This window comes from Alteromonas sp. G4i35 (assembly GCF_054960375.1).
This window is the reverse complement of the sequence record NZ_JBHNZD010000002.1, coordinates 37,414-51,029: the sequence shown is the minus strand read 5'-3', so window position 1 is coordinate 51,029 and position 13,616 is coordinate 37,414. Positions and strand designations below refer to the sequence as shown.

The following is a 13,616-nucleotide window of genomic DNA, read 5'->3' as shown; positions in this document are numbered from 1 at the left end:
AAATGAGCGAAACCAGATGTACAATGTCGTTACGCCAAGTACGTTAATTTGGTTTCACTATGTGTTGGTAGAAATTACGCACCCGACAGCCAGCGATAGATGCAAATGGCTAAGTAGTGTAAAATATGCGAAAGTGCGCTTTGCGCTACACTTTAATCCATACCAATTACTAGCTACTCCACTTTTCAGGCCCATTTTCATGATCCACAACGATGTTCTACGTCGCCTTCGTTATGCATTAGCTATCAACGATACCGCCGCCATAAGTATTTTTAAATTAGTGAACTACGACATGGAAATTGATTATTTACATGCTGTGATGAAGCGGGAAGGCGACGAGGGTTATCTACCGTGTCGCGATAAGATTATTGCGCTGTTTTTAGATGGATTGATTATTAAAAACCGTGGTCGTCAAGAAGGGCAAATGCCTCAAGAGCTGGGGCCAAAAGAGCGATTAAGTAATAATGAAGTACTGCGCAAAATCCGTATTGCGATGAGTTATAAAGATGACGATATGATAGCGGTGCTTAAACTAGCAGACTTTAGAATGAGTAAAGGTGAGCTGTCGGCGTTTTTTAGAAAGCCAGACCATCGCAACTTTAAACCTGCTGGCGATCAAGTGGTTCGCAATTTGTTGCAAGGTATGGTGAAAAAATATCGACCGGAGTCCACGCGACAAACTTCGCCTAAAAAATCAGATAGCCCAAGCACTTCTGGTACTAAGCCAAGCTCATTTAATAAAGGCGCTAGCAAACAAAAAGAAGCGGCTGGCAAAAACACCAATACTAAAGTGTCGCCAGTGAAAAAAAGTGATGCAGGTTCGGTTTGGGGAAAGCTCCCTAAAAAATAAAAGCGCTGTAAAAATAGACGTTGTATAAAACGCAACTGAGGTAAAGCGCGTAAGAGGATAGACTAAGTGCTGTTGGGAAAAGAAAATTACCCCTCACTTCTATGCACTCGTTTTTAGGCAAAGCAAGATTGCCTTGCCTTAATTATCTATATCGCTAAGGACGACTATTATGAGCCGACATTTCGATAAGGCCGAAGGCCTGTATGAAGAGAAAGATGCCGCGACACAAGGTTTTGTGTTCAACCAAACTATGCTGCGCATTGCCGACCCCAAGCGTTCGCTAGATTTCTATACGCGAGTTATGGGAATGACGCTAATTAAGCGTCTAGATTTTGAAGAAATGAAGTTCAGCCTTTATTTTTTGGCGGCAGGTGATGATTTCTCTGATATTTCTGACGATGTAGACGAACGTACTCAGCAAACTTTTGGTCGCCCGGCCATGTTGGAATTAACCCACAATTGGGGCGATACTCCAGAAACAGTGGATTATCATAACGGAAATACAGAGCCAAAAGGTTTTGGGCATATTGGTTTTCATGTGCCTGATGCTGAAGCTGCATGTGCACGATTTGCATCACTAGACGTTCCTTTTCAGAAAGGGCTTAATGATGGTTCTATGAAAGGGATAGCATTTATCAAAGACCCAGACGGCTATTGGATTGAAATTTTCAACGCGTCTAACGTATCCGCTACTTGCGCGCCCCATTTGAAGAAGTAGGCGAGTCACGCACTACGGTACCATTTGCTAGCTGGGCTTTAAGTAGCAAGTAGTATCAGAAGTCACTGTTTACAAAAAAGGGTAGCTTAACTGAATAAGCTACCCTTTTTTGTTTAGTGACCTTATGGAACCCTAAATTATAGGGTTTTATTTTCAAGCCAACCCGTTCATTACTTCGCTTCTAACGTTAATTCCACACCGCTAAATTCGGTATGTAAGTCGTGCTGAGTATTTAGCAAAAATAGGCGATTCGTTTCAACTTCGGCTTCATTTGCCAAATAACCTTTTACCGCTTTACTGCGCGCGTCAGCCAGAAGAATTAAGTCACTTTCAGGGATATCAATGTTGTTACGTAGTTTGTTGTATCGGGCAATGCTTAATGCTCGGTTTACACTTTCTTCGTTAATGACTTCCTTATTGTTATCAGCACTCTTTTGGCTCTGTTCATTGTCTGAATTTGTGAGTTCAGGGTAAAGCTGTGCCACCATGTTTTCATATTCTTGATTAAGATCAGGTGTAAATACCTCAACATAGTAGGATAAAAGCGCATCGGCTAAAGGGCCTTCCAGTGGGATACTACTGCCACTTATTGAGTCGCGCTGTACTCTGCCAAGGGTGTTGGAACTTTCATTTTCACCGCCAGCAAGATATTTTTCGTTAGTACTAACGTTGCCGGTAGTTGCAGATGCATCAGCATAGCCGCTTCTTGTTAAAAGTGTAGTGTTCAACTGACGTTGCGCTAGGGCACTTGCATCAGACATGGCGTTGACAGTACCTTCGATATTAACCCTAAGTCCTGGACGTTTTTTAAGGGCTTTGGCAAGGGTATTCAGTTTTTCTTGAGCGTCCGCATTGAGCGAATGCTCTCCAAACCCAAACTCAACGTTGTCGAGTTCGTCGTCACTGCCAACCAGGTTCGCAAGTAGCGAAAACGGTGCAGTAACTGCTTTGGTTATAATATTGCCAATAGCATTGAGGATAATGGAGCCGAAACTGAAGTCCGGACTATCGATATCGCCAGACACATCCAAACCCAAATCGATAACGCCGTTTCTGTCTTCTAATAACGCAATGGCAAGCCCAAGTGGTAAACTCAATGCCTGCTCAGAATTCGATTTCTTGCCTAACGTTAATTGGTCGATAACCACACGGTTCTTACCTTCCAACGCTTTACCATTCAGTTTGTATTGCACAGCCAAAGACAGCAAGCCTTTGTCAATGTAATAGCCCATGTAGGTGCCTGAGTAGGGGTTAACTGAAGTGAGCTCAGCGCCTTTGACTGAAAAATCTAAATCAAGGTCTATATCATCTTTTAATGGGTGAATAGTGCCTGCTAGTTTGACCGGAGCATAGTTGTCTATCTTTCCGGTGATATCAACATTGGCAGGGGAAGTTGAGCGAGAGTCAATTCCCAATACTTTGCCATTTAAACTTTCTATAGCAGACGCAAATTTTGGCGTTAATGAATGGTCAGCAAAGTACGCTTTGCCGTTTTCTATTGATATGGTGTTCACGGCAATGGCCAATTCGTTGGCTTGTGAAGGCTCAGCTGTAGTGCCCGCAGGCACGTTTGCGTTTGATGCTTTCGACGTGGTTGCGCTGCCAGTTTCGCTGGCACTTTCACTGTTAGCGGACTTGTCTGATGAAGCGACAATCAGCTTGCTCACATTGGTCTGTTTAGCTTCATCAATAATAAGTCGTGCAAATGGCGCTTGTAGGTGAATGTTGTCTACGCGTAGCTGGTTCGATGCGTGGTCAAATTCGATGTTGTCTACATTTAAGGACTGCCACTGTAGTAGGGGAGAGCTGGCGTCATCCAGTACACTTAAATTATTAATGCTAGTACTCGCCTTAACGTTTAGTGAGTCGATATTTTCTTTATCAGCGGCGTTGTTAAATGCCCCATCAAACTCAACGTTTAAATTAAATAGCCCATCTTCAAGGGTCACATTTGCGTGGGGAGAAACGTACTGCTGGAACTGACTTAGCACCAGTTGCTCAATCGCTGCTTTGCCCTTTATGGTTTGTTCGGCAATAACTATTTGGCCGCTGCTGCTTAGCACACCGTTAGGTGCATCGCTAAACGTCTGTGGGTCGGCAGAGATATGTATACTGGTGGTGTAGGAAATAGGTTTAGAGAAGTCAGTAGTGACTTTTCCGCTTTTAATATTGAGGTTGCTGATGCGGTAGTAAGTACCGTCACTTACGCTACGCTCTAAAAGGTCAATGCTACCGTCATTAAATGCAAATTGATGAAGCTCAACATACCACGAAGTGTCATGTGCGAGTTCTTCTGTGCTGTCGGTTGCTACGTTAGAAACATCCTCATCTTCTGTTTCACTATTTCCCTTTTGCGCTGCGCTATTACTTGTATGCGCTGTGCTATTACCTATATGCGCTGCGCTATTTCCTTCTTGCGCTGCGCGGGGGTTAGCGTTAGCTGATGTAGCATCTGCCGCTAGGCTTTTTGGGGTAAACAGACGCTGTAAATCAAGCCCTGACTTGTCAAATAGGGCCGACACTCGAACGTTGTCAAAAGCAACTTCAGCAATGCTAACTTGCTGTTCTAATGCGTTTACGTTTATATCGTGTATGGCAAACGCGGGTATGGCAATGATCTCTTGCGAACTCTTGGCGGTGCCTGTTGTGGCTGGCGAAGAATCAGCGTTAAACACAAGGTTGTTAACACCAAATTCGCCACGCTCTAGAATAAACTGGAAGGCTGTATCTTGTTCAAAAACTTCAGCATGTAAGCTTAAGTTAACCTTGCCGTTTACTAAATCTGCTTCTATCAAATCTTTCGAAAGTGACCAAAGCGGCGTAAGCGCTACATCGTTTATCGTGATGTCTGTCGTAACTTTTAGTGGAGATAATTGAAACTCGCCATCAATGGCGATGTTACCTTTCTCTGCGGTGAGCAAGTTAAATTGATATTGGTTGAACGCTAACTTACCTTTTGATTGATCACTCTCACTTTTATCGCTTTTAGGGTTAGCGTTTTTGTTGCCAACACTGGTTGAACTGATCAAAGCGTGAGTATCCAAATCTTGCAAGTCAACGCTCAATTCTGGGTAATCAAGTAGGGTGTTGGTCACCTTGTCTTCAATAACCACTCGCCCTTCGTTAAGTGCAAAATCACGTAACGTAATTCGGGGAATTTGCCCTTCGCTAGTGTCATTAGGCTCTTCAGGTGCTTTTGTACTGCGTTTCTCTACGTGGGTAAGAATGTCAGAGAAGTTAAAGGTTTGTTCGTCATCATTTTCGTTTAAACGAGCAACAGAAATAAAAGGCTTGCTTATGGTCAGCGATTCAATGGCAGGAGTGAAGGTGAAAAGTGATTGCCAGAATCCAACGTCCAGCGAAACATTGCCTACGCTAAAAAAATGATTTTCTTGGTTCAGGATTACGACGTTATCTTCGCTTTCATTTGAAGAGTGCATATTTGGATAGATAACAAAATTAGTCACTTCTATTTTTAGCAAGAAAGGGTTGATTGCAATATCTTCAACAGCAGCATCTCTTCCAGTGTTTTCTTTCACTATGTTGGGTAACTTTGCCTTTAATACCGCAGGCGTAACTACGCCGATAAGAAGCGCGTAAGTAAGGTAGATGAGAACAAGATAAGTGGATAGTCGAAACCATTTGGGCTTCGTAGAAAACCGAGACATTGCATTTTGCATAGGCGATTAGGCTGTGTATTTGAGTGTAAAAAGATAAACAGGAGTTGCTATTTCACCAAGCTAAAAGCCCCTGCAAAAAAGTTAAAGCGTATTAATTTGGATTGTAGAAGAGAATTAATACGCCTTAGACAGGTTACAGAGCGGTTAGCAAATTATCTAGGCCAGATTTAAACAACGCCTGTGTTTCTTCATCTGCTTTTACATTTAAATACGAGCTGATTTGAGTGACAAAGCTGGCAATCATATCGGTTGAAAGGCCTAGCGCTTCAAATTGTTGCTTTAAGTCGTTTACCGATTTAAGTGTAGAGCTGTACTCAGAGGCCTTATTGAGTAAGCCTGATAGTGAAGAGCTTGAGCTTGCTGCTGAGTTACCACTAAGAGAGGGAACATCTTCAAGCAGGCTATCAATACCTGGAATGCTGCTTGCCAACTGGGCGTAATCAGCGCCTGAAAGGTTGCCTTGTACATAGTTCATAATTGACGCTATGCCACCTTCTGATTGGTTTTCAGACACGTTAAGGTTACCTGCAACTGAACTCACTAAGCTAGCCAAGTCGATATTAGATGCTGCGCTGGTTGCCATTTCAGTTAGGCTACTGGAAGTTACTGTCGATTCCGCTTTCTTACCGCCTAACAGACCTTTAAGCTGATCAATATTGGCATTAGCACAAGTAGTAAAAAAAGTAAGGGCAAGCACTGTAGGTGCTAAAACGATACGATTCATTATAGATTTCCTTTTTGTACACCAGCAGCGAAAGCCCATCTGGAGTAACATGATTGAAAATAACCGTAGCAATTGCGCTATCGACTATTTAAACCTTCCATAAATTAGAAGTTTTCAGGTGTGTGAATACTCACATTCTAACGTAGTGAGGTCGTAAATTCTCTATAGAAATTGTAAAGGCACTTTACATTTTATAAGAGACTTGGGTGATCGAGTGGTAGTGTGCAGCAGGCAGGAACTAAGTCAATTAGACAAAACACTAAAAGGAGCGATACGCTCCTTTTAGTATTCTGACAATTTTGGGGCTTACTTGCTCTGTTTGGGTGGAACGATTATACGCTCTACATCAGGGGAAGCGTTCTTTTCAACACTCGCCGTATCAAGAGAGGCACCAAGCTGATAGTCTAGCTGCACCAGAAGGCCGGTCTGCCTCACGCCTTTGCCACCTTGAATACGAGGCTTGTATTCCCATTGTTTCAGGGCAACTTTTGCGCTTTTATCAAACACGCCAGCAGGCACTGATTTTACTACTTTTACATTATCTGTAGCGCCCGTTTCAGTAATATCGAAGGAGAGTACAACGAAACCTTCAACATTTTGCTGTGCTGCTTTTTCTGGATAGCTTGGTGGAACGCGTTTAACCGGCGATGCCTGGTTAATCTTAGCTTCAGATTTGGTCTCTGCTACTGGCGCATTGGCTAAAGCCGTGTTGATGGTGAGCATGGCGGCAATTGAAAGTACGCCTGCAGCCAGTACCTTATTGTTACGCATAGGTTGCTTTATCGCGTTTAAACGTTTGATCATAGTCCTTTTTTCTCCAAAGGTTGGGTAAAGCCCGCGTGTAAAGTGCAGGGCGTCTGAACCATGCTCGGCACACTGCACGAGTGCTTTTGCATAGGTAAGTTTTTCGTTGTCTGTCTTGTCTTTCAGTACTGCGTGATCACAAGCCAGTTCTTGATTAATTCTGAAGGGTTTTAGCGCAAGCCAAACTAGTGGGTTGAACCAAAATACAATAGCGATAACCAGCGCTAACGCGTTCCACAGGTGATCGTAATGTTTGCGATGCACATTCTCGTGCTCTAATACCAGTGCTTGTTGTTGAATCGAAAATGCACTTTTAAATGAGAAGGGAATAAGCACCTTTGGCAAGATAAAACCAAATAGCATAGGTGTGGTAGCTTTGCTGGAATAGTAGGCATTGGTGTGGATAGCGTGGCGCTTTCCTATCGATGCCCATATTTTAAGATGATGCGCTAAGACATAGGCTGTAATTGCGCTTACGCCAATTGCCCATACAGTAAACCAGGTTTCGAACTCAACGGTGTCTAATGTGGGCTTAACGCCAACCACATAGCGAGCAAAGCTATTCGATGGAATGTTAACCAGCGACATTGGAAGGTTGTTGACTATGAGGCAAGCTGGTATCAGCGCCCATAGCTTATAGGTAAGCGAAGCCCCAATTTTATTAGTGAAAAAGTGTTCGCACACCATGAGTAAAACAAGCGCTAGCGACAAAACACCCTGCTGAGCAATAATCCAATCAATCATTGTTTTCTTCCCATTTCTTGATAAGGGCTTTGAGCTCGTCCACATCTTGTTTAGATAACGAGTTTTGATTTGCAAAACCAGCGACCATAGGGGCGATCTTGCCTTTAAACAGTCGGCTAACAAAACTTGTGGTTTCTTTTTTTGTATAGTCTTCTTTAGCAATCAGTGGATAATAAAGATACTGGCGCTGCTGCTTTTCAAACCCTAACACTTCTTTTTTTACCAAGCGGCCTAACAAGGTTTTGACGGTTTTTTCGTGCCAGTCTTTTTTGTCATTAAGTCGCGCAATAACCTCGTTCGACGTGGCAGGATGGTCGTCCCACAGTACGTCCAGCACTTCAAATTCAGCGTTTGAAATTTCGGGTTTGTCTGACATTTTACTCATAATTACGACGTCTTTTATTTTGATTACATTTGTAGTCCATGTTTTTAGATTACACTTGTAATTCTAAAGCGCAAGCTTTTTCTGCATGTTTTTTAAACGGAGAGATAGTGTGAGATGGAGTACTACGCTTGGCGCTTCTTTGAAAGCGTTACGTTGGGTGTATCAGTATAAAACGGTGAAATTAAGCTCGTTAGCTTCTAAGAACTCGCCGAGTATTCGTGCTTGTTGATTTCCACGTGGCACCATTACATAGCACGGCGGCTTTGGGGTTACTTCTTGTAAGTCGTACCACAGCGTATCCAGCACGTCGCTGCCGTGTCTCAAAAAGGTTTCACCCCAAGACGTCGTATAAAGGATGGATACATTCTCTACCGTGGCTTTTTGGCGTAGGGTGGGGAAGTTCACAATGGCAAAACATGCGGTTATGCGTTCTGGCGCCAGCAAGTCATTACGCGGTAGTGACGACACTTTGACTGGAGGAAAATACTTGCACAAATGCTTAAGCAAATCGTTCAAGTCTAGTTCGCTCACTTCACCGTAATTGTAATCGAGATAAACCTTACTGTTTGTATCTATTATTTTGCTCGACACAAGCCAGACCATCAGTGCAATGGCGCTAGCCGCTTGAGTAACTTTTTGTGAATCGTCGATAATGCCCGATTTACTCAGTAAATCACCAGCATAAGCTGACCATACTTCATCACCATTTTTGAGCTGACGCATAGCAATGGTGATCTTTTCACAGTAAAGGCTTTCGTCAAAAGCGCGTCGCAAAAACTCAATTTTATCCGGCTTTTTAGCGTAATAGGTACTTAATCGGCGACCTAGAACGGTCATGTCTTTTTGATCCATCACCTGTTGATGGTGACTAATCTCTTTGGAGATGCGGCGATAACACTTTAATAAAAAGCGGTGAATTCGACGGCTCAGCTGCACACGTTCATTGAATGTCCAATCTTGTTGGTTATCCAAGTGGGCAAGTAGTTTGCGGCTCCACCCCCACTGTTTTGCGTACGAGGCCATAATTTTGCGTTTGAAATTCGCTTGCTCACCTTCTACAAGCGGGTGGCTCAATGTACACCCACATTTCAAATATAAACACTGCTGCAATACAGCAATATCTTCCGCCTGACCATTGGCTTTGTAATGAGCGATGAGTTCGTCAAACATGAGTGCGTAGGGGTCGATATCTGCAACATGCCCTGGAGCTTCAGCACCGCGGTGTACATGCTTTTTCAAAAGGTTGCACAGTGGTTGTCCGTGAGAGATATTGGCAAGGTATACTTCAAGCTTTGCCATTTTTAATACGGACTTGAATGGCGAGTCCATGGCTTTGCCTAATTGCCAGATGGCGGCGCCAAAAAGTTCGCTTGCGTCTAGTCGCTCTAGGTGACCCAAGTCCATGAACCAGTCTACGTCTGGTGAGCCGCCTTTTTCCAAACTATTGTAAATAGCCTGATACTGCTTCTCTGTTGTTTTCTCTGGAGTAAGCCACCAAAACGGCGCTTTGCCTGCTACTACTATATTGGTGTTGTAAAACTCAGCTTTTAGAAACATGGCTTGCGCCGAGCCCGCGCTTTCACCTTCAGCGACGCCAAAATCGTTTTGCTTAACTTTATCTATCTCAGATAAAAAGAAATGCACTTCAATACCAAAGGTGTTATCCGCCCATTTTTCAATGGCTGTTAGCTTTTGTTGAAGTAAAGTCAGCTCAGTCGTCGAAAAACGTTTACCGTCAATACACACCCAAAAATCAAAGTCTGAGTCGTCAGTCTGAGCAATAGTCCCCACGCTACCCATTAAAACCAGTGCATCAACCGCCCGCTGTCTTGGCCAAATTTGCTTAATGTCTGAAAACAAGTGACTCTGTGCAGGAAAACAGCGCTGCAAAGCTTGTTCTACATCAGGTCTAAACGAGTAATTGTTGATACCAAATGGAACGGTTTCACCCGAGGTGAGTGGGGCCACATATCCTGGAAGGGCTTCGTGGTTAACATGTACAAGAAAGGGAAGCACATGAAAAAGCGGCCTGTGCTTTTCAGGCATGAGCGTAAGTGCACGCTCAATACGTGCTTTGTTGTATCGCAATACGCGCAATAACCTAATGGTAAGGTTTTGCTGAACGGAAAGCGGCTGTTGCGCTGCCATTATGTCAATCTGCACTTCATCATGCAGCCAAGCATAGCGTTATTTCGCGTCGACTTCCTCTAATTTCGCACAGAAAAAGTGATTCTTAATTTGTGATATTCCGTACTTATCTGCTCTCGTGTAAGAGGGAGGTAATGAATAGAGACTTATTCACTTTGTAAGATTGCTCTTACTGCTTCTCAAATGCATCAATTAGCGCATCAGTTTTACCATCGGCAGAAAAGCCGAACCCGTTTTTATTGAATATCAGCGTATTGTCAGACGTCACTGACGTGCGAGCTTCTTTTAAAAATGACTGGATAGTCGCTTCGTCAGTGCCTTTCTCTTGTAGTGTTGATGCAAATGACGTGGCATCTCCCCATTCTTTAAACTGAGACAGACGAGATGTTTGTTGAATAAGTGACGTAAGGTTGGTGTCCTTTTCTAGGTACTGTTGTAGGCGCAACGTGGTTTTATCAAACTCTTGTTCGCCCTGACTGCTTTCAATCACCAGCTCACCTTTACTCACTGTTAGCTTTGTATCGTCTGAAATACCAAGTTTTGCCGCTAAATCACTTAATTCCGAGGCAAGCTTTTGCCGATTAAAATCGAGGTAGTTTGCAATTGTGTTGCCGTTGAGTGAGGCCTCGCCGCTTTCTATTTTTTCAAGATATGTGTCAATTTGATTGCCCTGTAGTTCACCATTAAACGCACTGAACGCATCACCGAGAGCATTAGCCTGCTTGGATTTTTCTACAACATCTTGAAGTGCGTTTTGGGCATTTGCTGTGTCGCCCAAGTAATTGAATAGTGAAGGTGAAGATGACAAGTGGCTGTATATGGTATCCATTTCTGACTCTGTGTAGCTCACTTCATAGCGTGGGGCATAAAAGTGGGGGACCTAATATAGGCATTCATACGCAAAATCAGCGCCAAGTTCATCGTTATGAAGAGTTTTTATGGAGTAAGGGCTCTTGCGAGCCCTTAGCGAAGAAGTCGGTTCTTATTGGTGACCCAGGTGTGAGCTATCTGTTAGACGGATATTGCTCAAGGAGCTTGATGACGAGTTCATCAAGTTTATTTTGAATGCTGATACTGTCTTTCGACTCCAGCTCTACCGCTCCCGACGCGCTGTAAACAAATGTACCGTCTTTAACCATGTCAATTTGAAGCCCTTGTTGAAGCGTGGTTTGCTCTCCAACCGGAATGCTAAAAATGCTGCCCAATGAAATGCCGCCAGAGCGACCGTAACTTCCGGTGCCCAGCCCTAGATTCAAGGTGGTGCCATCCTCTTTAGTGGTGGTGGAAGGTAGGTATCCCACCGCGATATCGGCGTCCTCCTCTGAAGATGGGGTGAGACCTTTCTCAATGAGGCGCTGGGTAATGGCTGAGGAAAGGTGATTGGCCAGCGTTGCGTTGATTGGGTTTAGAGGAGGCTGAATATAGAACGTTTTAATATCGGCAAAGTTTTGTGTTTCATCCATATTTACCTGAGGCTTACTGCTACTGCATGCGGCAACCACGACCATGCATGCTGTTAAAAGTAGCACTTGTTTCAAATACTTTGCCTTTTGCATTAAACCAGTTTCACGTTTTTTCATCATACTGCTGTGCATAATTTTCAGTAAAGTTTGTTAGATCTTAACTTAAACGAAAGCATAGCGTGTTTTGGATCTCATAAGTGGTAAAGCTAGTTTCACCACTTGATTTTCGTCAGCCTGTATAGATAAGCCGCTAAAAGGTGTTCCACATTCACAATAAGACCGTATGCTTTATTCCATTCAGTTTTGTTAATGCGCACCGCTTTGTGGTGTGTGCTGACAAGCGAAGCCACTAATTAAAGGTAAAAGGACATGAATACAAAGCGTATAAAACAAGGGGTACTTGCCACGAGTGTCGCCGCACTTTTTTCTGTAAATGCAATCGCGCAACATTCACCAGACGCGAATGTTGAATTAGTGGGTGACATAAAGGGCACGCAAATTACCGGTGTTACGGTAAGTAATGATGGTCGTGTATTTGTGAATGCGCCCAACTGGCGTGACGGCGTTCGCTTTTCCGTAGCTCAGGTTACCGACACCGGAGAATTTGTCGCTTACCCTAATAGCCAAACAAATGAATGTGTGGCACAAAGCGAAGTAAGAAAAGACTGCTTTTTAGCGGTGCAGTCAGTGGTTGCGCACAAGGATAAGCTGTATGTGTTGGACACCCGAAACCCTAAGTTTAAAGGTGTAGTGGATGCACCTCGCTTATTTGTTGTTGATTTAGCCTCAAACGAGATAGAAGGAACCTTGATACTTAGCGAAGACGCTTACCATCCTGATTCGTACATTAATGACTTGCGAGTAGACGAAAAAACGAATCGCATTTATATGACCGACTCGGCTCACGCGGGTTTAGTGGTATATAACCTTGATGACAATACCAGCTATCGTATTTTAGATAACCATAAAACCACTAAAGCTGAAGTCGATGCGTTAAGTATTCAGGGCAAACCCTTTACTATGCCTGTTCAGTCTGACGGGATCGCGCTAGATACGTTAAACGACACACTATATTTTCACGCATTGTCTGGTTATTCGCTGTATACCATCAACACATCTGACATCGAGAAATCGTCAAACGACGTGTTGGCAGAAAAAGTGCGAAAAGTAGCGACGACAGGCGCACCAGATGGCATGATTTTTCATCAAGGTAATGTTTATTTAGCTGACCTGGAAAAGCAAGAAGTACAGTACCTCACGCCAAGTCTAGACCTTCGCACCCTTGTGAAAGGTGATGTGGTGAATTGGGCTGATACCTTTAGTATCTACAACAATGCGCTTTACTATACCAATAGCAAAATACAAGATGCGGGTAGTGATGTTAGCGACATGACATTTGAAGTGTATAAGACAGCGCTACCTGCGCGTTACAGTTCGAGGAATTAGCAATGAGCATCACAAAAGGGATTGGCAGCGCGTCACTGGGGTTTGCAGCAGCACTCTTAGTAGCCGGGCAAGCTTCAGCTAAATCAGATTTTGATTATGGCCCTGTGTTTGACACTTTCGGCAAGCATGCTCATGTTGAGGGCGTAAGTTTTCCTGAAAATCAGACGTTCAAGGTTGCGTTTGACGTAGCCAAAGCGGCAAGCCCTAGTGAGGTAAACCGCAAGTTTGAGTCGCTGGCACGGTTTATCAATATGCACGTAGCCAACGGCGTTAAGCAGGAAAATCTTTCGCTTGCGCTTGTCGTTCACGGCTCTGCCACAGAAGAAGTGCTTAAAACTGCAAACTTCAAAGAGCGTAAGGGCTTACCTAATGGAAACGAAACGCTACTTGTAGCGTTGATGGAGAAAGGTGTAGACGTAATAGTGTGTGGGCAGTCTGCCGCTGCCCATGGCGTTGAAAAAAGTGCGTTGATAGACGGAGTGAAAATGGATTTGTCAGCCATGACAGCCCACGCGCGCCTGGCACAAAAAGGGTATTCGGTTAACCCTTTTTAAGTTGTGAGTTAATTCCTCTTGCGCACAGGAGCTTAACTATAGCTTCTGTGCATTGTCTAGATAGGGCCTGTTGACCTTTGCTGTACATTTTTGCAGCGGT

11 protein-coding genes are annotated in these 13,616 nt (G+C 43.8%); 4 read left to right on the top strand and 7 right to left on the bottom strand.

The features are described 5' to 3' along the window. Window positions 1-16: 16 nt before the first annotated feature. Complete coding sequence (locus ACFI6L_RS01230) at window positions 17-850, top strand: YehS family protein (RefSeq protein ID WP_462573261.1); 834 nt, start codon at window positions 17-19, stop codon at window positions 848-850. A 169-nt stretch (window positions 851-1,019) separates the two neighbouring features. Further along, on the top strand, window positions 1,020-1,568 hold the full coding sequence (gene gloA, locus ACFI6L_RS01225) for a lactoylglutathione lyase (protein ID WP_014950300.1): 549 nt from the start codon (window positions 1,020-1,022) through the stop codon (window positions 1,566-1,568). Between the two features lie 170 nt (window positions 1,569-1,738). Here the strand turns inward: gloA and ACFI6L_RS01220 are convergent, their stop codons facing one another. From ACFI6L_RS01220 to ACFI6L_RS01190, 7 genes are all read right to left on the bottom strand, one after another. After that, on the bottom strand, window positions 1,739-5,236 hold the full coding sequence (locus ACFI6L_RS01220; RefSeq protein WP_462573260.1) for a DUF748 domain-containing protein: 3,498 nt from the start codon (window positions 5,234-5,236) through the stop codon (window positions 1,739-1,741). Window positions 5,237-5,381: 145 nt separating this feature from the next. Further along, window positions 5,382-5,972 carry a DUF2780 domain-containing protein gene (locus ACFI6L_RS01215; protein WP_462573259.1) on the bottom strand — a complete coding sequence of 197 codons (591 nt, stop codon included), beginning with the start codon at window positions 5,970-5,972 and terminating at the stop codon, window positions 5,382-5,384. Between the two features lie 306 nt (window positions 5,973-6,278). Beyond that, window positions 6,279-7,520 carry a M56 family metallopeptidase gene (locus tag ACFI6L_RS01210; protein ID WP_342325294.1) on the bottom strand — a complete coding sequence of 414 codons (1,242 nt, stop codon included), beginning with the start codon at window positions 7,518-7,520 and terminating at the stop codon, window positions 6,279-6,281. Next, complete coding sequence (locus ACFI6L_RS01205) at window positions 7,513-7,905, bottom strand: BlaI/MecI/CopY family transcriptional regulator (protein WP_014950296.1); 393 nt, start codon at window positions 7,903-7,905, stop codon at window positions 7,513-7,515. Before ACFI6L_RS01205 ends, ACFI6L_RS01210 begins: the two co-directional genes overlap by 8 nt. A 162-nt stretch (window positions 7,906-8,067) precedes the next feature. Next, window positions 8,068-10,053, bottom strand: a complete 1,986-nt coding sequence (locus tag ACFI6L_RS01200) for a class I adenylate cyclase (RefSeq protein ID WP_462573258.1) — start codon at window positions 10,051-10,053, stop codon at window positions 8,068-8,070. Between the two features lie 169 nt (window positions 10,054-10,222). After that, window positions 10,223-10,882 carry a hypothetical protein gene (locus tag ACFI6L_RS01195; protein ID WP_287498450.1) on the bottom strand — a complete coding sequence of 220 codons (660 nt, stop codon included), beginning with the start codon at window positions 10,880-10,882 and terminating at the stop codon, window positions 10,223-10,225. Between the two features lie 175 nt (window positions 10,883-11,057). After that, the gene (locus ACFI6L_RS01190) at window positions 11,058-11,633 is read right to left on the bottom strand and encodes a DUF4136 domain-containing protein (protein ID WP_044583890.1); all 576 of its coding nucleotides are present in this window, start codon (window positions 11,631-11,633) and stop codon (window positions 11,058-11,060) included. 252 nt (window positions 11,634-11,885) lie between these two features. Between ACFI6L_RS01190 and ACFI6L_RS01185 the strand changes: the two genes are divergently transcribed. Further along, window positions 11,886-12,962, top strand: coding sequence for an NHL repeat-containing protein (locus ACFI6L_RS01185; RefSeq protein ID WP_462573257.1), 1,077 nt, complete (start codon window positions 11,886-11,888; stop codon window positions 12,960-12,962). Window positions 12,963-12,964: 2 nt separating this feature from the next. Then, window positions 12,965-13,516 (top strand): DsrE family protein, encoded by a 552-nt coding sequence (locus ACFI6L_RS01180; RefSeq protein ID WP_462573256.1) that lies wholly within the window; start codon window positions 12,965-12,967, stop codon window positions 13,514-13,516. Window positions 13,517-13,616: the final 100 nt, after the last annotated feature.